This window comes from Prosthecobacter sp. GW821-HT29F12 (assembly GCF_058803405.1).
Genome location: NZ_CM179517.1, coordinates 4,945,650 through 4,966,949 on the forward strand (window position 1 = coordinate 4,945,650; position 21,300 = coordinate 4,966,949).

The 21,300-nt window shown below is 60.5% G+C and carries 18 protein-coding genes; 9 read left to right on the forward strand and 9 right to left on the reverse strand.

Annotated elements, in window-relative coordinates:
• Positions 1 to 30: 30 nt before the first annotated feature.
• The 5 genes from AC3RLQ_RS20380 to recD2 all read right to left on the reverse strand — a co-directional run bounded on the left by AC3RLQ_RS20380 (position 31) and on the right by recD2 (position 7,564).
• A complete protein-coding gene (locus AC3RLQ_RS20380; RefSeq protein WP_493030479.1) occupies positions 31 to 1,083 on the reverse strand; it encodes an ABC transporter ATP-binding protein in 1,053 nt (350 codons plus the stop codon).
• Between the two features lie 20 nt (positions 1,084 to 1,103).
• A complete protein-coding gene (locus AC3RLQ_RS20385; RefSeq protein WP_493030480.1) occupies positions 1,104 to 2,900 on the reverse strand; it encodes a hypothetical protein in 1,797 nt (598 codons plus the stop codon).
• Positions 2,897 to 3,913, reverse strand: a complete 1,017-nt coding sequence (locus AC3RLQ_RS20390) for an AAA family ATPase (RefSeq protein WP_493030481.1) — start codon at positions 3,911 to 3,913, stop codon at positions 2,897 to 2,899. Before AC3RLQ_RS20390 ends, AC3RLQ_RS20385 begins: the two co-directional genes overlap by 4 nt.
• 102 nt (positions 3,914 to 4,015) lie before the next feature.
• Positions 4,016 to 5,368, reverse strand: coding sequence for a hypothetical protein (locus AC3RLQ_RS20395; protein ID WP_493030482.1), 1,353 nt, complete (start codon positions 5,366 to 5,368; stop codon positions 4,016 to 4,018).
• A gap of 18 nt (positions 5,369 to 5,386) precedes the next feature.
• Positions 5,387 to 7,564, reverse strand: coding sequence for an SF1B family DNA helicase RecD2 (gene recD2, locus AC3RLQ_RS20400; RefSeq protein ID WP_493030483.1), 2,178 nt, complete (start codon positions 7,562 to 7,564; stop codon positions 5,387 to 5,389).
• Between the two features lie 119 nt (positions 7,565 to 7,683).
• Here recD2 and AC3RLQ_RS20405 point away from each other — a divergent pair, with 119 nt between their 5' ends.
• Positions 7,684 to 8,277: a GNAT family N-acetyltransferase gene (locus AC3RLQ_RS20405; protein ID WP_493030484.1), complete on the forward strand. Its 594-nt coding sequence runs from the start codon at positions 7,684 to 7,686 to the stop codon at positions 8,275 to 8,277.
• Between the two features lie 14 nt (positions 8,278 to 8,291).
• On the opposite strand, the gene AC3RLQ_RS20410 is transcribed toward AC3RLQ_RS20405, so the two are convergent.
• A complete protein-coding gene (locus AC3RLQ_RS20410; protein ID WP_493030485.1) occupies positions 8,292 to 9,032 on the reverse strand; it encodes an AraC family transcriptional regulator in 741 nt (246 codons plus the stop codon).
• Positions 9,033 to 9,124: 92 nt separating this feature from the next.
• Between AC3RLQ_RS20410 and AC3RLQ_RS20415 the strand changes: the two genes are divergently transcribed.
• The 4 genes from AC3RLQ_RS20415 to AC3RLQ_RS20430 all read left to right on the forward strand — a co-directional run bounded on the left by AC3RLQ_RS20415 (position 9,125) and on the right by AC3RLQ_RS20430 (position 14,796).
• Positions 9,125 to 11,689, forward strand: a complete 2,565-nt coding sequence (locus AC3RLQ_RS20415; RefSeq protein ID WP_493030487.1) for a DUF7133 domain-containing protein — start codon at positions 9,125 to 9,127, stop codon at positions 11,687 to 11,689.
• 85 nt (positions 11,690 to 11,774) lie between these two features.
• Complete coding sequence (locus tag AC3RLQ_RS20420) at positions 11,775 to 12,734, forward strand: HlyD family secretion protein (protein ID WP_493030488.1); 960 nt, start codon at positions 11,775 to 11,777, stop codon at positions 12,732 to 12,734.
• Positions 12,735 to 12,736: 2 nt separating this feature from the next.
• Positions 12,737 to 13,663, forward strand: coding sequence for an ABC transporter ATP-binding protein (locus AC3RLQ_RS20425; RefSeq protein WP_493030490.1), 927 nt, complete (start codon positions 12,737 to 12,739; stop codon positions 13,661 to 13,663).
• A complete protein-coding gene (locus AC3RLQ_RS20430; protein WP_493030491.1) occupies positions 13,660 to 14,796 on the forward strand; it encodes an ABC transporter permease in 1,137 nt (378 codons plus the stop codon). Before AC3RLQ_RS20425 ends, AC3RLQ_RS20430 begins: the two co-directional genes overlap by 4 nt.
• 219 nt (positions 14,797 to 15,015) lie before the next feature.
• On the opposite strand, the gene AC3RLQ_RS20435 is transcribed toward AC3RLQ_RS20430, so the two are convergent.
• The 3 genes from AC3RLQ_RS20435 to lpdA all read right to left on the reverse strand — a co-directional run bounded on the left by AC3RLQ_RS20435 (position 15,016) and on the right by lpdA (position 18,191).
• Positions 15,016 to 15,981: an amidohydrolase family protein gene (locus AC3RLQ_RS20435; protein ID WP_493030492.1), complete on the reverse strand. Its 966-nt coding sequence runs from the start codon at positions 15,979 to 15,981 to the stop codon at positions 15,016 to 15,018.
• A 71-nt stretch (positions 15,982 to 16,052) separates the two neighbouring features.
• Positions 16,053 to 16,508 carry a nucleotidyltransferase gene (locus tag AC3RLQ_RS20440; protein WP_493030493.1) on the reverse strand — a complete coding sequence of 152 codons (456 nt, stop codon included), beginning with the start codon at positions 16,506 to 16,508 and terminating at the stop codon, positions 16,053 to 16,055.
• A 306-nt stretch (positions 16,509 to 16,814) separates the two neighbouring features.
• Complete coding sequence (gene lpdA / locus AC3RLQ_RS20445; RefSeq protein WP_487687809.1) at positions 16,815 to 18,191, reverse strand: dihydrolipoyl dehydrogenase; 1,377 nt, start codon at positions 18,189 to 18,191, stop codon at positions 16,815 to 16,817.
• 95 nt (positions 18,192 to 18,286) lie between these two features.
• Between lpdA and AC3RLQ_RS20450 the strand changes: the two genes are divergently transcribed.
• The 4 genes from AC3RLQ_RS20450 to AC3RLQ_RS20465 all read left to right on the forward strand — a co-directional run bounded on the left by AC3RLQ_RS20450 (position 18,287) and on the right by AC3RLQ_RS20465 (position 21,264).
• A complete protein-coding gene (locus AC3RLQ_RS20450; protein WP_493030494.1) occupies positions 18,287 to 18,718 on the forward strand; it encodes a hypothetical protein in 432 nt (143 codons plus the stop codon).
• Positions 18,711 to 19,094, forward strand: coding sequence for a hypothetical protein (locus AC3RLQ_RS20455; protein WP_493030495.1), 384 nt, complete (start codon positions 18,711 to 18,713; stop codon positions 19,092 to 19,094). Before AC3RLQ_RS20450 ends, AC3RLQ_RS20455 begins: the two co-directional genes overlap by 8 nt.
• Before the next feature lie 72 nt (positions 19,095 to 19,166).
• Positions 19,167 to 20,156 carry a S1C family serine protease gene (locus AC3RLQ_RS20460; RefSeq protein ID WP_493030497.1) on the forward strand — a complete coding sequence of 330 codons (990 nt, stop codon included), beginning with the start codon at positions 19,167 to 19,169 and terminating at the stop codon, positions 20,154 to 20,156.
• Between the two features lie 4 nt (positions 20,157 to 20,160).
• Entirely contained in the window at positions 20,161 to 21,264 is a 1,104-nt protein-coding gene (locus tag AC3RLQ_RS20465) for a PDZ domain-containing protein (RefSeq protein ID WP_493030498.1), read from the forward strand.
• Positions 21,265 to 21,300: the final 36 nt, after the last annotated feature.

Here is a 21,300-nt window from a genome sequence, read left to right on the forward strand (position 1 = left end):
ACGCAAAAATGAGGAGCCAGTTTTGATGCATTATTTTGCGTCCTCTGCGTTTTTTGGCGGCAACCCTCCCGGCGGCGGCGCTTTGAAGGTGTTCTTGTCAATCTGCCCGAGCATGTCGATGAAGGCGTCTTCGAGGCGGCGCTCTTCGCGGTGGTAGTCGAGCACGGGGAGGCCGTCCTGGATCATGCGGCGCAGCACTCCTGCCAGGGTGGCATCGTCTACGGACTGAATGCGCAGACGCGCGCCGCGCTTGGTCTCTTCTTCGACCTTGATGAGCGGGGCGGTGAGCGCCCATTCGATGAGCTTGGAGGGTTCGCCGGCGATCTGCACATTCACCAGTGTCTCGCCGGCGGTCTCGGTGCCGCGAACCATGCTTTCGGCGTCGCCATGATGCACGATGCGGCCTTTGTCGATGAAGAGCAGGCTGTCGCACATCTCGCCAAGTTCGCTGAGGATGTGGGAGCTGATGAGAATGGTTTTGCCCTCCTGCGCGAGAATGCGGATGAGATTTTTCAACTCCACACGCGCCTTGGGATCAAGGCCCGCCGCGGGCTCATCGAGGATGAGGATCTGAGGATCATGCAAAAGCGCGCGGCCCAGGCAAAGGCGCTGGGTCTGGCCTTTGGACATCTTGTTGCTCATGCGATCTGCCAGCGGCGTGAGATCGGTGAAGTCCATCACCTCCTGGATGCGGCGGAGGCGGTCCGCGCCTTTGAAGCCGAGGGCGCGTGCGTAGAAGTCGAGGTATTCGAGCACGGTCATGTGCTCATAGGTGCCGAAGCTGTCCGGCATCCAGCCCAGCAGCCGGCGAACTTTGGCTGGATGATGCACGACGTTGTGCCCGCCCATGCAAACCCGGCCGCTGCCGGGAGAATCCAGCGTGGCCATGATGCGCATGGTGGTGGTTTTGCCTGCACCATTGGCACCGACGAAGCCAACCACCCGTCCGTGATCAATGCTGAAGGACACGCCATCCACCGCCTTCAGGGTGCCGAAAGTGCGGTGCAGATCCTCCACCACGACCGCAGGCTGGCTGCGATCCATCTCGTGGGCGGGGGCGGAGTTTGAAACAGACGATGACATGAAGATCGAAGATGCGGAGTTCAGGGCTGCGTGACCGGGCCGAAGACAACAATGCGATCGTCCTCCCAGCGGATGGAGGACAGGGTGTCGAGTGTGAAATCCGGTGCCTTCCGGGCCTTCGCGACGAAGAACGAGCGCCGGTCCGTGGTGGTGTTGTTGAGCGAAATGCGCAGCGAGTCCACGGCAGGATTGACGGCGTCATCCAGCCAGGGGTTTTTCGTTGTCGCGTCCGTTTTGACCAGCGTGGCACTCTGGCCGGTGCTCAGCGGTTTTTCGAGCCGCCAGTGTGCACCCGCTACGTCTGTGTAAAACAGTTCCTCAACCGTGAAGCCGAGTGCTGAGATCAGTGTCGGTGCGGCGTCAGGAGCGGCACCGGCCTTGAGCTCGAGACGCGCGCGAGTCGAGACGGCGGCCCTCAGTACCTGCCCCTGCTCTGCGCGGCTTTGGAAGAAATTGCCACGGCGTTCGCGTCCGTCCTGCGTCAGATTCGCGGACTGCGCGGTGGAGGTCTTTTTCAATTTTGCCCATGGCGAGTCTGGCATGACCAAGGGTTCGATCAGCACGGGCTGCTTCATCTCAAAGCCTGCGCCCAGCAGGACGCCGGTGCGGCTAATCTGCTCCTGCGTCACATAGGCCGCCGCTTCGCCGGGCTCGAGATTGATGGCAACGAAGCGCCGCCCCACACCGCCAGTACCATCCTGCACCAGGATCAGTCCCACCATGACGACACTGGCACCGATGGACAGCAATGGCGTGGTGATGAAGAGCTTGTGCCTCTTGCCAGCCGGAGCCAGCACGAAAAGATTCACCGGCCCCACCAGCATGCCGAAGACCACAAGAAACACAATGACCTGCCAGGAGGCAAAGCTGCGCGTGCCCAGCAATTTCAGCAACGGCCATACACCCACGCGGGAATGATCATACCTGAGGGTGTTCACGCGCTGTGGCTCACCCCAGTAACGGTTCACCGTCTGAGTCGCGGGCAGGGTCTTGCCATCCCAGCTCAAGGTGACGATTTTTCCCAGCGAGACCGTGTGTGAGAACGCATTGATGATGTCTGGCAGGCCAAGAGACTCAGGGTAAGTCCCGGGCGAGAGATACACATGCAGATTCCCGCCCAGCCGCACCCACTCCAGCAGCGCGCGCTTCACCGCCGGCTTCATTTTCTGCCAGTCCGTACCGCTGATAAGGACAAAATCAAAACCGCTGTAGCCCAGCCATGAATCGGGCAGATCCGCCGGTTCAAAGTGGCTGCCAAAGTTCACGCTGCCGCCGTAATACCCGCCGCTGCCAGAGCGCAGCTTTGACTCCACCTCCTTGTTGAGCTGTGTGATGTTGAACTCCACCAGTGTCTCGCTGAGTGCCAGCGCCGGGAAACCGGCGACGCGGTTCTCATGGTCGAATTTGGGCGCCTCATCGAAGCCTGTGCCTGAAAGGCTGACACGCAGCATATGGCCGGAACCTCCCCTGCTGCTGTAGTCATAATCCACAGCCACCGGCACCATGAACAAAGCCGACTGCGTGGAGCGTGCAGGCACATCCACGGCAAAGCTGCTGTCGTGCTCGTTTTGCTGACGGTAGTGCTGGGTCTGCGAATGAAAATCAAAGCCCCAGCGCGCATTCCGGCCGGTGCCGTTCGTCGCCACGATGCGCATGGGCGCATATCCCGAAGGAGGCAGCGGATCAAACACGCTGCGAACCTGCACGCGAGTGCCGGTGAGCGGATCGAGCTCCTCATTGGCGATGTTTTTCTGCGCATGCGCCACCGTGGCCCCCAGCAGCAGCACGCCCAGAAGCAGGCGGTGAAAAGACTTCATGCGGCCTCCTTCAGGGTGCGTGGTGTGGCGAGGTTTTGCACGGGCACTTCAGCGAGGATGGCACGGACCACTCCGGCACTCGTCTTGCCATCCATGCGTGCGGTGTAGTCCAGCAGCACGCGGTGATTGAGCACCGGCAGCGCCAGCGCCTGCACGTCTTCAAAGCTCGCATTTGGCCGGCCATGCATCAGCGCGCGCGCCTTTGAAGCGGCCGCCAGACTCAGCGCGGCACGCGGGCTGGCACCGAAGCGCACGCCTAATGCAGCGTGCGACTGCCCCGGGTGTGTGGCATCGACAATGCGCGCGATGTAGTCCGCGACGATCTCAGGCAGGAAGATCCGCCGTGCGGTGGCCTGGATCAGCGCGAACGCCTCACGTGTCACAACCGACGCCACCTGCGGCTCCACGCCGAGTTCGCGCTGGGTGACGATCTTTGCCAGCGTCTCCGCTGAATTGCGCAGCACCTCCAGCTTGAACAAAAAGCGGTCCACCTGCGCCTCAGGCAGCGGATAGGTGCCTTCGAGCTCGATGGGATTCTGCGTGGCGAGCACAAAGAACGGATCTGGCAGCGTGTGCGTCTGCCCCAGTACTGTCACGCGGCGCTCCTGCATGGCTTCGAGCAGTGCGGATTGCGTCTTGGGAGAGGCGCGGTTGATTTCATCCGCCAGCAGCAGGTTGGTAAACACGGGCCCGGGTTGAAACACGAACTCGCGCTTGCCATCCACCTCCTGCAGCACGGGATTTCCCGTGATGTCGCCGGGAAGCAAGTCGGGCGTGAACTGTACACGGCGGGTGGTGAGATTGAGGGCTTTTGAGAGTCCTTTCACCAGCTCGGTTTTTCCCAGGCCCGGCAAACCTTCGAGAAGCACATGCCCGCGTGCGATGACGCCGCAGAGCACCAGCTCGATGAGTTCACTTTGCCCAAAAAGCACCTCATTCAGGGTTCGTCGCAGGGCATCGACGGGTAGGGATGCTGACTGGATCTCTGCGTCTGAAGCGTAGGCGTCGTTCATTCATCCGACTAAAACAAGAACCAAGGCATGAAGTCGAGTTGAAAACGGAACTTCACACACATTTCACAAACGGCGCTACAAGTGCCACGCGAAAGCAAAGTCCTAGCGGAAAACGCGCTTCAGCACGGCCTTCTCCTCGGGTGTCAATGACTCACGCCAGACCTGTTCGCCGCCCTGTCCGGCGTTTTGAATCGCACCGGCGGCCTGGGGGCCTTTGAGGCTCTTGTCCACTTCGTGTTTGCCATCCTGAAGTGCCAGCATGTTGCTCACCTGGGCACGTGACATGTCGGTGTTCGACACCGCTTCTTTTTTGTTCGTGCCGAAATCGTTTTCTTCGTCGGAAAGTGTCAACGGTGCCGTGCCCGGGCCACGCGAGACGCCGCCATTGCCGGGGCCCTCGCCCTCTCCCCCCATGCCCTGGCCTTGTTTTTTCAGCAGTCCCAAGGCCTCCGCCAGTTCGTCGTCCTCGCCTTCGCCATCACCGAGAAAGCCGGGGTTTTTGCACATGCCATTGCAGGCGCCCGCCTTCTTTTTCATCGACTCGCCCAGCTCTTTCATCTGCTCCTTGGAGAGACTCTTCAGGTTTTTGGGATCGAGGCCTGCAATCGACTTCAGCAGCTCAGGATCAAGCTCCAAGGAGCTCGACTTCATGTCAGCCAGCGCCTGATCGAAGTCCTTGAGCAGCTGCTCCTTGGCCTCTACGGAAAGCTGGTCGGCATAATTTTTCAGTGCATTGAGGCTGCGCTCCGCCGTGGTGAGATTTTGAGCCAGTTGTTTGATGTCGCGCTGCAGCTGCTCTTTGAGGGTGTCCCCCGCATTGAGGCTTTCATGACTGAACCACTTTTCCGGTGGCTGATCCCGCAGCTCCGCGATTTTTGCGAGCTGCTCGTCTTTTTCCTCCTCGGTGACGATCTGGTCTTCTTTCAGCTTTTCCAGCCAGTCTTCCATCTGGGCCCAGGCCTGCGGCTCCACCGTGGGTGCTTTGGCTTCAGCATCCTGGGCCACCGGCAGGAAGATCGCGAGGGCGAGACTGCCGGCGAACGCTGCGATGGGTCCGCCCACGGTCTGCCAGCGCCAGCGCCAGCCGTCGTCCGCAGATGGAACCAGTGCTGGCCAGACACCGCGGCCTGCGGCGGCTGTGGTCAGGGCATTGTGCAGATGGAGTTCTGACTCAAGCCGCACCAAGGCCTGCGAGGTGGAAACAAACTGCCGCCGTGCCAGCAGCCAGGCTGTGATCATCAAAGCTGCAAAGCCAGACGCCACCCATGGCCAGACGTGGTGCCATCCCAGCTCCATGCCGCGCGAACGGAGCACAAAAATCACGACAAAGCCGAGCACTCCCGCCATCACCAGAAGGGGCATGGCCCGAGCAAGCCACCAGCCGGCATTCACCTTGCGACGCGTGCGGCACGCCTGTTTCAACCAGGCCGTGGAAAGCTGAGCTTGATCCGTCATGCCGGGATTCATATCCGATCAACCGCCGGATGACGAGCACAATAATTGGCGCAGCCCCGTCCAGCGTTTGCGGCTTTCCTGCTTGCTCACGGCGAGTGACAGAGCGCGCTCATCGCCAACGAGGACGCAGAGTTTTTTGGCGCGTGTGATGGCGGTGTAGATGAGGCTGCGCTCCAGCAAGACGTAGTGCTGGGTGCTGACGGGGATGATGACGCAGGGGAATTCGCTGCCCTGGCTTTTGTGAATGCTCAACGCGTAGGCGAGCTGGAGTTCATCAAGCTCTCCGGGCTCGTATTCGACGAGGCGGTCGGCATCGTAGCGGACGTGAACTTTGACGGGATCGGCATCGATGGTGACGATGTGGCCGATGTCGCCGTTGAAGACTTCCTTGTCGTAGTTGTTGTGGGTTTGGATGACTTTGTCGCCGACGCGGAAGGTGACGCCGAAGCGCTCGATTTCGAACTTGAGTTCGTTGGGGGGATTGAGCGCGAGCTGCAGGGATTGATTGAGCGAGATGGTGCCGAGGAGGTTGCGGTTCATCGGCGTGAGCACCTGGATGTCGCGGATGGGATCGAGACCGTATTTGGTGGCGAGGCGCGTGTGTGCGAGTTCGACGAGGGTGTGCTTGATCTCCTCCGGCTCGGACTCCTGAAGGAAAAAGAAATCGCTGCTGCGTGAGGGTTTCAGATCGGGCACCTGACCGCGATTGATCGCGTGTGCGCTGGTGATGATGCGGCTGCTGGCGGCCTGACGGAAGATCTCGGTGAGCTTCACGCAGGGCACCTTGTCGCTGGCGATCAGATCATGCAGCACCATGCCGGGACCGACGGAGGGGAGCTGATCGGCGTCTCCCACGATGAGCAGATGCGCGCCGTCGGGCAATGCGGAGAGAAACTGCGCCATGAGAGGTGCATCGATCATCGAGGCTTCATCGACGACGAACAAATGACCCGCGAGCGGCTTGCCGCGATGACGACCCCACTGGCCTTCGCCTTGGTATTCGAGGAGTCGGTGGAGGGTCTTGGCTTCAAGGCCCGTGCTTTCGGTGAGACGCTTGGCCGCACGGCCGGTGGGCGCGGCGAGCACGAGTTTGATCTGCTTGCTTTGCAGGATGAGGAGGATGCTGCGGAGAATGGTGGTCTTTCCCACGCCGGGGCCGCCGGTGATGATGAGCAGGCGATGCCGCAGGGCCTCACGCACGGCGCGCTGCTGGCTTTCGGCGAGTTCCTTGCCGGTCTTCTTCATCACCCAGGCCAAGGCTGCGTCTTCGTCGATGCTCGGATAGGCTGCGGGCAGGGCGGCGAGTGACTTCACATTGGCCGCGATGCTTTGCTCTGCGGCGCGCAGGTAGGGCAGGTAGAGAAAGGTCTCGTGCCGTTCGAGTTGATCGCTGGCGATGAGCGCGTCGATCTGTGGTGCGATCAAGGCCTCCACACCGAGAAGGTCGATGGCTTTTTTGATCACCTCGGTTTCTGGAACGCAGCAATGGCCGCTTCCGGCGGCGGTTTCGAGCACATGCAGAATCCCCGCCTTGATTCGTTCCGGAGCATCTTCGGCCACGCCAAGTTGATAGGCGATGTCATCCGCTGTTTTGAAACCAATGCCGCGAATGTCCTGCGCCAGACGGTAGGGGTTCTCCTTCAGCACCGCCTGCGACTCTTCGCCGTACGTTTTATAAATGCGCAGGGCACGGGAGGAACTGATGCCATGCTGATGGAGGAAGAGCATGATGCCGTGGATCGACTTCTGTTTGATCCATGATTCGCGGATTTCCACGCGGCGCTTCTTGCCCACGCCTTCCACATCTTCGAGCTTCTTGGATTCGTTTTCGATGATGTCGAAGACCTTGGGCCCGAACTTCTCCACCATGCGCTTCGCGTACTTGGGCCCGATGCCTTCGATCAAGCCGCTGCCGAGGTAGCGCTCGATGCCTGCGAGCGAATCGGGGCGGCGGAGCTTGAGCGCGTCTGCTTTGAACTGCGGGCCGAAGTCGCGGTTCGGCTCCCACACGCCCCGGGCCTCGAATTCTTCTCCGGCGACCACGCGGGGAGCTTTGCCGATCAGGCTCACGACATCGCGCCGGCCTTCGGGGACGATTTTCAGGATGCAGTAGCCATTGTCCTCATTGTGGAACACGACCCGGTCCACAAGTCCGCGCAGGACTTCGGATTTGGGGGTGTTTCGCGGGGCAGGCATGGGTGCAGGCTAAACAAGGATGCGGCTTCTCACAAATCGGATTGCCAGATGTCCGCTTTGTCGTGGTTGAACTGATGCCCATTTGGCCACTATTTGGATGCAAATCAAACCTCTCTGTTTTGCTGGACCACTATCGACTCAAACTTCGCGACCAACTTCCGGTGATCCTGCGTCCGCTGCTGCCGGATGATCGGGAGCGGATCATTGAGGCCTTCAGGAGGCTTTCGCCTGAGTCCACGTACTTCAGGTTCTGGACAAGCTTTCGCGGGGCCAATCCGACCTTCATCGACCGGCTCTGCGCGGAAGATCAGGGGCTGCATGCGAGCTGGATCATTGTCGTCGAAAACAACGATGATGTTCCGGGTGTGGGAGGCGGCTCATTCTGGCGCATGGGAGAGCATGCAGACACGGCGGAAGTCTCCTTCACAGTGGCGGATGAGTTTCAGGGGCAAGGTGCTGGAACGATTTTGCTGGCCGCGATCTGGGAGCATGCGTACTCGATTGGCATCCGGAAGTTTGTGGCGCAGGTGCTGGATGAAAATCATGTGATGCTCACGTGGTGGAGCAGTTTGGGTGCGGAACATGTCAGGCAGCCGCATGGAGGATGGGAATTGACGCTCATGCTTGATGAGTCCCTGCTGCCGGACACCTCTGCGGCCAACAGCTTGCGCCAAAGGCTGGCTTTTCTTCGCGCGGCGTCCTCTGATGGCTGATTGCGTTTGAACCATCACCCGTGGTGCCGGGTGCGAAACTCCTTGGGGGTCATGCCGGTGCGTTTGCGGAACTGCTGGGTGAAGGCGCTTTGATCGCAGAAGCCGTGGTCGAGGGCGATCTGGATGATGGGGGTGGATGTTTTGGCCAGGGCTTCGGCGGCGGATTGAACGCGTGCGCGCAGCAGCAGCTCGTAGGGGCTGAGACCGAGGGCGGCACGGAGCTTGCGGTGAAGGTGACGCTCTGAGACTCCGGCGGCGCGGGCGAGTTCCGCAGCGGTGACGACCTCATGGCAGTGCGCACGGGCGTATTGAATGGCGGCGGTCACTTCGCGCACATCGTGCTGGCGCATGCGGTCTTCATCCCGCCGGGTGATGCCCATGACGCCGATGACTTTGCCGCGTCTGTCGAGCACAGGGAGCTTGGTGCAGAGGAACCAGTTCAGGTTGTGCTGCTCGTCATACCAGACTTCGAGGCGGTTGATAAGCGGCTTGCCGCTGCGGATGACCTTCTGGTCATCCTCGCGGTAGGCTTTGGCAATATCGGGCGGAAAGAATTTCTCGTCCATCGCGCCGACGAGTTCGCGCTCGCTCTTGATGCCGAAGCGTTCATAGGTGGCGCTGTTTGCGGCGATGTGGCGTCCCTGATCATCCTTCATGAAAAAGAACACGCCCGGCATGTGCTCGAAGATGGCGCGCACGCCCTGCGGATCGGCGATCTGGGCGAAAAACTCGGCTTGGAGGCGAGGCAGTGGCATGGCCGGATTTTAACAAAAATTGGCAGCCTGTCACCAAAGGAACGGAGGGTGGCGGCAGTATGTAAATGGCGATATTTCAACCACCGTCCGTCATGCACCTCCGTCTTCTTTCCTTCCTCGCCTTCGCCGGCACTGCGGCATTCGCTCAAACGAAGCCGACTTACACCTTCCCCGTCAAGGCACTGACCGCCGAGGAGGAGCTGAAAACAATTGAACTGCCGAATGGCTACTCATTGGAGCTGGTGCTGAGCGATCCGATCATCAAAGAGCCGACGGCGATCGCGTTCGACGGGAACGGCAAGATGTACATCGTCGAAATGCGCACCTACATGCAGGACATCGACGGCACGGACGAGCTGACGCCGAAGAGCCGCATCTCGCTGCATGAATCGACGAAGGGAGACGGCGTGTATGACAAGCACAGTGTGTATCTCGACAACATCCTTCTTCCACGCATGGTGCTGCCGCTTGATGACCGCGTGCTGGTGGGCATCACGGACACGAATGACATCACGCTGCATCGCGATGCAAATGGTGACGGCGTGGCTGACGAGCAGTCGCCGTGGTATGTCGGCGGTCCGCGCGGCGGCAACATGGAGCACCAGCCCAGCGGTCTGGTGTGGGGTCTGGATAACTGGATTTACACGACCTATAACGGCTACCGCCTGCGCTGGAACGGCAAGGATGCGCCGCTCAAAGAAAACACCGCACCGAATGGCGGGCAGTGGGGTCTGGCGCAGGATGATTACGGCAAGATGTGGTGGAGCAATGCGGGTGGCGAAAAGGGCCTGTGGAACTACCAGGCACCGATCCTCTACGCCGCGATCAATGTGCCGCAGCAGAAGAGCGAGAAGTTTGATACGGTGTGGCCGATTGTGGCGCTGGGTGATTTCCAGGGAGGGCCGGGGCGCTTTCATTCGCCTGAGGATCTGCGGTTGAACCACTTCACGGGCTGCGCCGGACAGACGATCTATCGCGGTGACCGCTTGCCGAAGGAAATGTATGGCAATGTGTTTCTGCCTGAGCCGGTGGGTCGTTTGATCCGCCGCTCCATCGTCGAAGTGAAGGATGGCATTACCACCGTGACCAATCCGTATGAGGCGGAGATGACCGAGTTCATCCGCAGCAGCGACCCGAACTTCCGCCCGCTGAACATGACCACCGGGCCGGATGGTTGTCTGTATATTGTGGATGCGTATCGTGGCATCATTCAAGAGGGCAACTGGGTGAAGCCGGGCAGCTTTCTGCGTGGAGCGATTGAGCCAACAGGCATGCAGCATGTGACCGGACACGGCCGTGTGTGGCGTCTGGTGCACAAGGATTTCAAGCCCGGCCCGCAGCCGAAGATGATTGGCGAGACGTCTGCACAACTGGTGGCGCATCTCACGCATCCGAACGGCTTCTGGCGCGACACTGCGCAGCGCATGCTGGTGGTGAAGAACGACAAATCCGTGGTGCCTGCCCTCATTGAGATGGCAGCGAAGAATGACAACCATCTCGCCCGCCTGCACGCGCTGTGGACGCTGGAAGGACTGGATGCGGTCACGCCGGAAATCGTGCACACCTCGATGAAGGACGAGCATCCGCAGCTTCGTGCGAATGCCATCCGCGTGGCGGAAACGCTGCTGAAGAAAGGTGATACGGCTTTGATCGCCGACATCAAAGCCCTGCGTGCTGACAAAGATCCGACGGTGGTGCTGCAGACGCTTTACACCAGCCGTCATTTCAACTGGCCGAACTGGAAACTCGAAGCGCAGACGGTGCTCATGACCTCTCCCAGCATCGGTGTGAGGGAAATCGGCGCGCAGCTGCTGGTGGAGGCACCGAAGATCAGCGGCAGCTTCACCAAGGATGAGAAGAAGCAGCTGGAGCGCGGCCAGGAGATCTTCCGGTCTTTGTGCTTCGCCTGCCACGGCTTCGATGGCAATGGCATGCCCATCGCCGGCCGTGAAGGCGCGACGCTCGCGCCGCCACTCGCTGGCTCCAAAACCGCGGTGCAGGGAGACGCCATCGTGCGTGTGATGATGAACGGCCTTGGTGGTCCCATCAATGGCAAGACCTACGAGGCGCAGATGGTGCCTATGGCCACAAACAACGACCAATGGATCGCGGACGTGACGAGCTACATCCGCAAGGCTTTTGGCAACAATGGGAAGCTGGTGCAGAAAAAGGAGGTGGAGAAGCTGCGCAAAGAGCTCTCCAAGCGCACCACGCCGTGGACCATCGAGGAGTTGCAGGCGCTCTATCCGCAGCCGCTGAAAAACCGCGCGGCGTGGAAGCTTACCGCCAGCAACAATGAAAAGGAAACTGCCAAGGCCATCGATGGTGACATCGCCACGCGCTGGGACACCCGCAAGCCGCAGACTCCGGACATGTGGTTCCAGATTGATCTCCCCGAAGCCACCGATATCTCCGGCCTGGTGCTCGACACGGGCAAATCCCACAACGACTACCCGCGCCAGTACAAGATCGAGCTGTCACTCAACGGCACTGAATGGGAGAAGCCGGTCCTTCAAGGAAAAGGCGACGCAGGAGCCGTCGAATACCTCTTCCCTAAACCGGCCAAGGTGAAATCCATCCGCATTTCGCAGACTGGTGAAGCAAAGGGAACGTACTGGTCCATTCATGAGCTGGAAGTGCTGGGCGTGGTGAAGTGAACCTGCGCGGGAAGCACAGACAAGAGCTTCTGCACCTTGCAACCTGCTCGTAACAGGGTAACCGCTGTGCCGGTTACCCTCAGATATGAAGCAGTCGTTCCACTCCATCGGCGCCATGGTGCTGATTCTCGGGTTGCTTGGTTGCAAGCGCCCGCCGTCCAATCTGCTGCAAGGCTATGTGGAGGGCGAGTTTGTGTATGTGTCTTCACCACTGGGTGGCAAGCTGACAAAGCTGAATGTGCAGCGGGGTGCGCAGGTGAAGGAGGGCGACGTGCTGTTTGCGCTGGAAGACATCGCGGAAACGGCGGCGCGGGATGAGGCGAGCCATCGGCTGCAGCAGGCCAAGAACACGCTGGAGGATGCGAAGAAAGGCAAGCGGCCGACTGAGATTGCGTCGCTGGAGGCGCAGCTGAAGCAGGCGCGTGAGGTTCTGGCCTTGTCGGAGATCGAGCTGGCGCGGCAGCTTGAGCTGACGAAATCCGGCGCGGTGGCGGTGGACAGCACGGACCAGGCCCGCAGCACGAATGTGCAGAGCCGCCAGCGAGTCGAACAACTGGAGGCGGATCTGAAGACTGCCACTTTGGGCATGCGCAGCGATGCGGTGGCAGCACTGGAAGCGGAGGTGAAGGCACGTGAGGCGGCGCTGGCCAAGGCGGCGTGGGATCTATCGCAGAAGCAGCAAAGCGCGCCGCAGGCCGGAGTGGTGAATGACACGCTCTATCGCGCTGGCGAGATGGTGGTGGCGGGACGGCCGGTGGTGTCACTGCTGCCGCCGGCGAACATCAAGGTGCGCACGTTTGTGCCGGAAACGCGGCTGACGACTTTGAAGGTGGGTGATGCGGTGAAGGTTCGGCTTGATGGGGTTGTCGAGCCGCTGAGTTCGAAGGTCAGCTTCATCGCGCCGCAGGCGGAGTACACCCCGCCGGTGATTTACAGCCAGGAGAACCGCAGCAAGCTGGTGTTCATGATCGAGCTTCGCTTTGATGATGCTGTGGCGGCGAAGCTGCACCCGGGGCAGCCGGTCGATGTGGAATTCGCGCCCTGACGATGAGCGAGGAACTGGCCATCGACGTGAAAGGCATGACGAAGCGTTTCGGCACGCGCACGGTCGTGAACAAGATCGACCTGCAGGTGCGCAAAGGCGAGATCTATGGCTTCCTGGGGCCCAATGGCAGTGGCAAGACCACCTTCATCCGCATGCTGTGCGGCTTGCTCAAGGCGGACGAAGGCAGCGGTACGTGCCTGGGTTTTGATGTGATCAAGCAGAGCGAGGAGATCAAAAAGCAGGTGGGGTACATGACGCAGCGCTTCAGCTTTTATGAAGACCTGAGCATTCGTGAGAACCTGGATTTCGTGGCGCGGATGTATGGCGTCAAAAATCGGGAGAAGACGGTGAGCACCTCCATCAAACGGCTGGGCCTCTCCGGACGCGAGCAGCAACTGGCGGGCCAGTTGTCAGGAGGCTGGAAGCAAAGGCTCGCACTGGCGGCTTGTTTGATCCATGAGCCCAAGCTGCTGCTGCTGGATGAACCGACGGCAGGTGTGGACCCGAAGGCGCGCCGCGATTTCTGGGAGCAGATTCATCAACTGGCCTCCGAAGGACTGACGTTTCTCATCACCACGCATTACATGGATGAGGCCGAGCGCTGTCATCGACTGGCCTATCTCGCGTATGGCAATCTGCTCACGCATGGCACGGTGCAGGAGGTGATTGAGAGCGCCCACCTCACCACCTGGCAGGTGAAAGGGAATGAACTGCTGAAGCTCGCGGGCGAGTTGCGCGGGAAACCGGGCGTGCATCAGGCGGTGGCGTTTGGCACCTCGCTGCATGTGAGCGGTGGCGATGCAGCGGCTTTGGAGCAGGCCATTGCGCCCTTTCGCAATGACTACGAATGGACGCTCATCCGCCCCGGGCTTGAGGACGTGTTCATTCACCTGATGGATCAATCGAAGGACAACTTCGCCGCCGCATGAACCGCTACTTTTCCATCACACGCTTTCTGGCGATCATCATCAAGGAGTTCATCCAGATGCGGCGTGACCGCGTGACCTTTGGCATGATGGTGGGCATACCGCTGCTGCAGCTCATGCTGTTTGGCTACGCGATCAACTCCGACCCCAAGCACCTGCCTGCGGCTGTGCTTATGAATGATCAGGGACCGCAGGCACGCACGCTGCTCAGCGCCATCCGCAACAGCGGCTACTATGAGTTTGTGCGGCAGGTGAAGAGCGAGGACGAGGCGCGCGAGGTGCTGGAGCATGGGGAGGTGCAGTTTGTCATCACCATCCCGCAGGATTTTTCACGGGACCTGCTGCGCGGAGACAAGCCGACGCTGCTGATCGAAGCGGATGCCACGGACCCTGCGGCGACGAGCAATGCCATCAACATCATGCGCCCGCTGCTGACCACGGCGCTCATGAATGACTTCAAGGGCCCTCTCGCTTATCTGGCGCAAAGCGAGGCTCCCATCGACCTGCGCATTCACGCGCTGTACAATCCGGAGGCGGTCACGCAGTATAACATTGTCCCCGGTCTCATGGGCGTGGTGCTCACGATGACGATGGTCATGATCACCGCGCTGGCCATCACGCGTGAGCGCGAGCGCGGCACGATGGAGAATCTGCTCTCGATGCCGACGCGGCCGTTTGAAGTCCTGCTGGGGAAGATCATCCCTTACATGTTCGTCGGCTACATTCAGGTGGTGCTCATTTTGATCGCGGCGCATTTCCTCTTTCATGTGCCGATGGTGGGGAATCTTGGCCTGCTCTTTGTTGCCGCGTTTGTCTTCATCGCCGCGAATCTCGCGGTGGGGATCACGTTCTCCACGCTGGCCACCAACCAGCTGCAGGCCGTGCAGGGTTCGTTCTTTTTCTTCCTGCCCTCGCTGCTGCTTTCGGGCTTTATGTTTCCCTTTCGAGGCATGCCGCAGTGGGCGCAGAACATCGGCGAGGTGCTGCCGCTCACGCACTTTCTGCGCATCATTCGCGGGGTGCTGCTGAAGGGGAATGACTTTGCCGACATCTCCCTTCAGCTCTGGCAGATCGGGCTGTTTGCGATTGTGGCGTTGTTTATTGGGGTGTTTCGCTACCGGCAGACGCTGGATTGAGGACACTTAAAATCGAAGCGCCGCCTGCGCTATGCGTTTTGGAGTGCGCCGGTCCTCCGGCGCTTTCGAGTATTCTATGGCTCGCGAAAAGCTCCAGAGGGCTGGAGCACTCCAAAACGCTGACGCGAGTTTTTACCATGCCAAAGCTTGAGAACACATTGGTAGTGCTTGTGCGCTCATGGAAGGACGGGCTGTCGCCACATCCGTCCTACGCAGGAGTCACAGCTTGTAAAACTTGGTCGCATTGCCGGACCATAGCTTGCGCTGGTCGGCGAAGGGGCGTGAGGCCACGATCTGATCCAGGGCCTCGACCCAGCCGCGCACGCGGCTGCCGAGGAGGCAGACGGGCCAGTCGCCGCCGAAGAAGACGCGGTCGGGGCCGAAGGCATCGAGGCAGTGGTTGACCACGGGGGCGAGGTCTTCGGCGCGCCATTCGCCGGGTGGAACGAAGGCGACGATGCCGCTGATCTTGCACATCACGCCGGGGCACGCGGCCACGGCATCGATGCCGCGTTTCCAGCCGTCGGCGGTGCAGCTGCGTTTCAGGCCGGGGCCGAGTTTGGGGTTGAAGGCCTTGGGATCGCCGTTGCCGCAGTGGTCGAGGACGAAGCGGGTCTCCGGGCACTGCTGGATGAGCTTCACGGCATCGTGCAGTTCTGTGGGGCGCATGGTGAGCTCGAAGTTTAGGCCGTGTTTGCCGAGCGTCTGCACACCGCGCACGAAATCGGGGCGCAGGCAGTAGCCAGCAGGGGTGGAGGGGCCGTGCAGCACCTGGCGCAGGCCTTTGACGATGCCGTTGCCGGCGTAGCGCTGCACGTAGCTTTCGAAATCTGCTGAGGCGGGACGCCCGCCGATCGTGGCGGCGATGGTCGGAGTGTTGCGGGCGCGGATTTGCGCCACGATGGCGTCGGCCTCCTTGATGTGATCTTTCGGAGCGACATCCACTTCCATGTAGATCGCCTTCACGTTGAGGCCATGAGTGGCCTCCAGATACTCGGGGGTGAGGAAGTCATGCTGCAGCACTTCAGGCGATGTTTTGACCCAAGGTGGATTCACGAAGCCACGACCCCAGAGGTGCTGATGGGTGTCGATGATCAGCTTGTCCGCCCGCTGGGTCGTCGTGGTGCAGGACGATGCGGTGAGAGCTGCGGCGGAAGTGGTGTGGAGGAACTGACGGCGGTTCATGGTGGAGGATGGAGATGCCTATACGGGATGCAGCGCGCTTACTTGTCAGGAACCGTTGGCCTTAGAGGCAATCAATCGTCTACATTCAATCCTTCAATATCCGCCAAGTCCTTGTGTCGGCCACTCGCCCGCTTGTTACGGATCAAATCTTCCAGCGCAATGACCGGCACTGTAAGGCCGTCGAAATCGGCCATTTGTTTGCGTGAAACGCATTCGGCAAATTCGACGCCTGAAATCTGATTGAGAATCTCAATCCGGTTCGGGGGAAAACCAAAACGAACGATGTTTCCAGGCTTGAGAAACAGCGATTCATCGACCATGCCCGGCTTAAAACCGAATCGCTCCAGACTCTTCAGAATGCGGTGCGTGTTCTCGACGCTCATCTCCACCCAGACGTCCATGTCCTGGGTCAGTCGCGGGTAGCCGTGGTATCCCACTGCCCAGCCGCCGATCAAGAGATACTCAACCTTCTCCTCGTTGAGATACCTCAAAAACTCGGTCAGATCGTCTGAGAGCAGCCTCTCCATAGTAAGCGAGTCGTAGTTTTTCGATGCCTAGGAAGCGCTCCCGCGCCGGACGCGACATCCAGTATTCGTAATCCTCGCGCCGCTGGTCTTCGAACGTGCCCACCGAGATCGCTGTGCGATCAAGACGGTTCATGTTCAGCAGTGAATGGGCAGCGGGTGACATCTCACCAGATGTTAAAGGCAAAGATTGGGTGCGCAAGACAGGTTATGAGCACTTGGAAGCAAGTTGACTCCTGATTACTAAAACGGGCGGCCATCACTGGCCGCCCGTTGAAGAAGTTGCGAAGCTAGAAGCCCCCTTCCCGTTTACACATGAATCGGATGCCCCTTGGCGACTTCTGTCGCCTCCTTGACCATCTCAGACAGGGTCGGATGGGCGTGGATGGTGGCTTCGATTTCGTCCCAGGTGGCTTCGAGATTCATGGCGAGGCCGATTTCGGCGATCATCTCGGTGCTTTCGCTGCCGATGATGTGCGCGCCGATGATCTCGCCGTGCGGTTCGCCGTAGAGGATCTTGACGAAGCCTTCGGGCTCGGCGGCGGCGAGAGCCTTGCCGCTGGCCACGTAGGGGAACTTGCCGACCTTGAACTTGAGGCCCTTTTCCTTGGCCGCGCGCTCGGTGAGGCCGATGCTGGCCACCTGCGGATGGCAGTAGGTGCAGCCGGGGAAGACGCCGACTTTCTTGGGCTTGTGCTTGGTGAAGAGACCTTCCACGCACTGCACAGCCTCATAGCTGGCGACGTGGGCGAGCCAGGGCGGCCCGATGATGTCGCCGGCACCGTAGATGCCTTTGACGGAGGTCTGATAGCGTTCGTCGGTCTGGAGCCAGCCGCGATCGGAGAGCTTGAGCTCGATGCCGCCGGGCAGCACGGGGGCCACGCCGATGGCGACGAGGCAGACGTCTGCCTCAAGGGTTTCGTTGGCAGCGCCTTCGACGGTGATCTTCACGCCTTTGCCATCTTCGGATGTGCCGGTGACCTTGGTGTTGGTGAGGATGCGGATGCCGGACTTGGTGAGGCTCTTTTCCAGGGTCTTGCTGACTTCGGTGTCCTCGACCGGGAGGATGTCTGGCAGCATTTCAACGACGGTCACCTTGGTGCCATAGGCATTGAAGAAGTAGGCGAACTCAATGCCGATGGCTCCGGCGCCGATGACGATGATGCTCTTCGGCTGCTTGTCGAGGGTCATGGCCTCCTTGCTGCCGATGACGGTCTTGCCATTGAAGGGGAAGCCGGGCATCGGGCGGGTTTTCGCGCCGGTGGCGATGAGGATGTTGGCCGCCTCGTGGGTGGCCTTGGTGCCGTCAGCGGCGGTCACTTCGACCTTGCCTGCGGCGGGGATGCTGGCGGTGCCTTTGAGGTAGTCCACCTTGTTCTTCTTGAAGAGGAACTCGATGCCCTTGTTGAGCTTGTCGCTGACGCCGCGGCTGCGGCCGATGACCTTGGACCAGTCGTACTCGACGCTGCCGATCTTGAGGCCGAACTCCTCGGCGCGGTGGGTGATGGTGTGGTACAGCTCGGCGTTCTTCAGCAGGGCCTTGGTGGGAATGCAGCCCCAGTTCAGGCAGGTGCCCCCGGCGCGGTCGTTTTCGACGCAGGCCACTTTTTTGCCGAGTTGCGCTGCGCGGATGGCTCCGACGTAGCCCGCAGGCCCGCCGCCGATAACGATGAGGTCGTAGTTCATGTTTTTTTGAGAGAGAAAGTGAGGGAGGAGAGAAGCGCAGCCGGAAGGGATGTTCAACCGGTGAATCAGTGTTCCCTGGATGGGAGATTTTCCAGATGACGCTCCTGGGACTCGTGCTAGTTTACGAGCATGAAACCCAAGGCGGTCATCATCACGGACCCAAAAAAGTTACGGGCGATCTGCTCCAATCAGCCGCGCGTCTCGCGGGAGCAGGCCATTCGCTCCATTTTGGCTGCCAATCGGGCAAGCTCATCCCCTCCGCCCGCGAGAGTGAGCTGAGCCGTCTTTTGGAAGAACTTGAGGTCGGCGTTCCAGGCTATCCGCCTTCCTTTATCGGCGGAGAGCACACGGTTTTTATTCCTGATCAGTCAGAAACCGTCATCAAACATACCCTGCCCGGCTTTTATGGCCGGATCATGGACGAGACGAAGCTGCTCGATCCACGCACTTTTCAGAACAAAACCCGGCATCATGATGCGGGCAGCGCTGCCTTCCGAATATCTGCGTCGCTGGGCTGTCATGGATGACGTTTTCGGGATGACCACCCATTACCTTGGCAAAGTCACCGGCTCTGACCGTGAGCCGCAGATGGCGGTGGAGCAGCCGTTCATCCCGGAGGATGAGAATCTGCCGGCCACGCTGGAGGACGCGGAGGCGTTTTTCGCCGCCCATGGGTTTGAGCGGGTGGACGACGCCCACATCATCAATCCCGAGGTGCATGGGGTGACGTGGTATCGCCAGCGGGATGGCATTCTCATCACCGATGCCCATGCACGGAATTTCCGCCGTGACCTCAATGGCGTGCTCATTCCGGTGGATCTGGTCATCGCTCTGGTGCCGCCCGGTTCATCGGCGCTGCTGCCTGCAGCGGCAAAGTTATGGGAACCGGCCGAAGAAGACTGAGACTTGCCTTGAACAGAGTCCCAAATCTGGCAACTTTCCAGCAGTTGGGCCGTTGGTTTGATTGGTTCAAAAATGCGCACTTCATTCCATCTTCTGCTAATCACATTCCTGCTGTCCTGGCAGGCAAGTGCGGCGGAGCAGCGGCAGAGCAATGACAAGCCGCCGAAAACCGACATCTCTGAACTCCTGAAGATCCAGAGTGACGTGCAGAAGCTCCTGCCACGGGTGCGCCAGGCGCTGGTGGCCATCCAAAGCGGGGACGGCACGGCCAGCGGGGTCATCATTTCCGCCGATGGGCTGATGCTGACGGCCGCGCACGTTCCCAACGGCCCGGGGAAGGACATGAAGGTCCTTTTGGAAGACGGCACCGTCACCACGGCCAAATCCCTGGGGCTGGACAAAACGACCGACGCGGCCCTGGCCCAGCTCAAAGACCGGGGCAAACCCTGGCCCTTTGTGAATCTGAGCCGTGAAGTGGCCAAGGCGCAGCCCGGTGAATGGTGCTTTGCACTGGGGCATCCCGGTGGCTTTGACAAGGCGCGCGGCCCCGTGCTGCGTGTGGGCAGGATCATCAAACAAACCGCCAACAGCCTGCACAGCGACTGCGTGCTGATGGGCGGCGACTCCGGCGGCCCGCTTTTTAACTTCAATGGCGAGGTCATCGGCATTCACAGCCAGATCTGGGAGGGGCGGGACCAAAACGTCCACGTCTCCATGGCGCCCTTTCTCCGGTCCTGGGAGGCGATGCAGAAATCCCAAGTCATCAAGACCTGGGGCACGGGCGCGGGAGGCTACCTTGGAGTGGCCACCGTGATGAACGACAGCCTGGATCTGGAAGTGGCGGATGTGATCGACGCCTCACCCGCGCTGAAGGCCGGAATTCGCGCCGGAGACGTCATCCTGAGCGTTAATGGTGAAGCCATGACCGACCAGCAGCAGTTCAGCGCCACCGTGCGCGCCCGGGCCGCCGGGGACACCCTCAAGCTCAGACTGCGCACTCACGACAAGGAACGCGATGTTTCCGTCCAACTGGCACAAAAGCCGCAGGAAGAAGGACAGTAAGCAAATGACGAAGGACGCATTTAACATGACGAAGGACCGTCCTGCCGCATTCCGTGCGGGGGCCATTTTGTCATTTGGGCTTCGTCATTCCGCTTTCCTTGTACTCCTCAGTCCCCTTCTCCTCCATGCGGACCCGCCTCGCCTGCCTCTGCCGCAGGAGGACCGCACCAATGGGAAGCACACGCTCGCGGCGGTGGAGAGGCTCAAGCCGCTCACCGTCGCCTGTGCCGCGCGCATCGAGAGCCCGCTGGGACGCTCCATCTGCACCGCCACCATTGTGGGGGAAGACGGCTATGTTTTGATCAAGGCCAGCGAAGTGCCCGAACTGCACAAGACGCGCATCAAATTCAGCGACGGACGCACTGCGGATCTGCGCGAGGTGCACCGCGACACGCGGCTGGACCTGCTGCTGGCCCAGGCGGTGGGCATCACCGGCCTGCGTGCGGTTTCGTTTGGTGGCGCACACTCACTCGGCCTCGGCCAGTGGCTGTGCAGTGTGGCGGATGCAGGCAAGGAAACGCGCATCGGCATTGTCAGCGCCAAATTCCGCCGCATTCCGGGCGAGGGGGCCGCCATGGGCATCCGCATGGACGAAAAGTCCGTCAAAGATGGCAAAGGAGTGCGCATTGTCGGCATCGCCAGCGAAAGCCCCGCCGAAGCCGCCGGTTTGAAGGAGGACGATGTCCTCATCACCATCGCAGGCGAAAAGGTGTCCGCGCAGGCGCGTGTTTATGACATCGTCAAAAAGCGCCAGCCCGGTGAGATCATTGACATCCACTACCTGCGCAAAGACAAGGAGGAGAGCTGCCGCGTCCGCCTGGCCAGCCGCACCAAGGTGATGAACAACTGGGAGGGTGAGGACTTCGCCAATGGCGGCATCTCCCTGCGCAGTGACGACTTCCCCGAAGTCCTCCAGCACGACATCCCGCTGCTCCCTGCGGACATGGGCGGCCCCGTGGCCAATCTCGAAGGCAAGGTCGTCGGCATCAACATCGCCCGTGTGGACCGGGTCACTACCTTTGCCCTGCCAGTGGAAGCCTTCTGGACCGAAACCCAGCTGTGGATCAAGGCCGACCGCCACCCACCAAAGGCGGTGCTGGCGCAATAAAGGGGTGCAAGGCTGCGGCTTGCGTGCAATTTCGGC

Excerpts from the sequence above, each read along its gene's own strand:
- AC3RLQ_RS20380 (WP_493030479.1), bottom strand. The coding sequence starts at position 1,083 with ATGTCATCGTCTGTTTCAAACTCCGCCCCCGCCCACGAGATGGATCGC.
- AC3RLQ_RS20385 (WP_493030480.1), bottom strand. The coding sequence starts at position 2,900 with ATGAAGTCTTTTCACCGCCTGCTTCTGGGCGTGCTGCTGCTGGGGGCC.
- AC3RLQ_RS20390 (WP_493030481.1), bottom strand. The coding sequence starts at position 3,913 with ATGAACGACGCCTACGCTTCAGACGCAGAGATCCAGTCAGCATCCCTA.
- AC3RLQ_RS20395 (WP_493030482.1), bottom strand. The coding sequence starts at position 5,368 with ATGACGGATCAAGCTCAGCTTTCCACGGCCTGGTTGAAACAGGCGTGC.
- recD2 (WP_493030483.1), bottom strand. The coding sequence starts at position 7,564 with ATGCCTGCCCCGCGAAACACCCCCAAATCCGAAGTCCTGCGCGGACTT.
- AC3RLQ_RS20410 (WP_493030485.1), bottom strand. The coding sequence starts at position 9,032 with ATGCCACTGCCTCGCCTCCAAGCCGAGTTTTTCGCCCAGATCGCCGAT.
- AC3RLQ_RS20415 (WP_493030487.1), top strand. The coding sequence starts at position 9,125 with ATGCACCTCCGTCTTCTTTCCTTCCTCGCCTTCGCCGGCACTGCGGCA.
- AC3RLQ_RS20420 (WP_493030488.1), top strand. The coding sequence starts at position 11,775 with ATGAAGCAGTCGTTCCACTCCATCGGCGCCATGGTGCTGATTCTCGGG.
- AC3RLQ_RS20425 (WP_493030490.1), top strand. The coding sequence starts at position 12,737 with ATGAGCGAGGAACTGGCCATCGACGTGAAAGGCATGACGAAGCGTTTC.
- AC3RLQ_RS20430 (WP_493030491.1), top strand. The coding sequence starts at position 13,660 with ATGAACCGCTACTTTTCCATCACACGCTTTCTGGCGATCATCATCAAG.
- AC3RLQ_RS20435 (WP_493030492.1), bottom strand. The coding sequence starts at position 15,981 with ATGAACCGCCGTCAGTTCCTCCACACCACTTCCGCCGCAGCTCTCACC.
- AC3RLQ_RS20440 (WP_493030493.1), bottom strand. The coding sequence starts at position 16,508 with ATGGAGAGGCTGCTCTCAGACGATCTGACCGAGTTTTTGAGGTATCTC.
- lpdA (WP_487687809.1), bottom strand. The coding sequence starts at position 18,191 with ATGAACTACGACCTCATCGTTATCGGCGGCGGGCCTGCGGGCTACGTC.
- AC3RLQ_RS20450 (WP_493030494.1), top strand. The coding sequence starts at position 18,287 with ATGACGCTCCTGGGACTCGTGCTAGTTTACGAGCATGAAACCCAAGGC.
- AC3RLQ_RS20455 (WP_493030495.1), top strand. The coding sequence starts at position 18,711 with ATGGATGACGTTTTCGGGATGACCACCCATTACCTTGGCAAAGTCACC.
- AC3RLQ_RS20460 (WP_493030497.1), top strand. The coding sequence starts at position 19,167 with ATGCGCACTTCATTCCATCTTCTGCTAATCACATTCCTGCTGTCCTGG.
- AC3RLQ_RS20465 (WP_493030498.1), top strand. The coding sequence starts at position 20,161 with ATGACGAAGGACGCATTTAACATGACGAAGGACCGTCCTGCCGCATTC.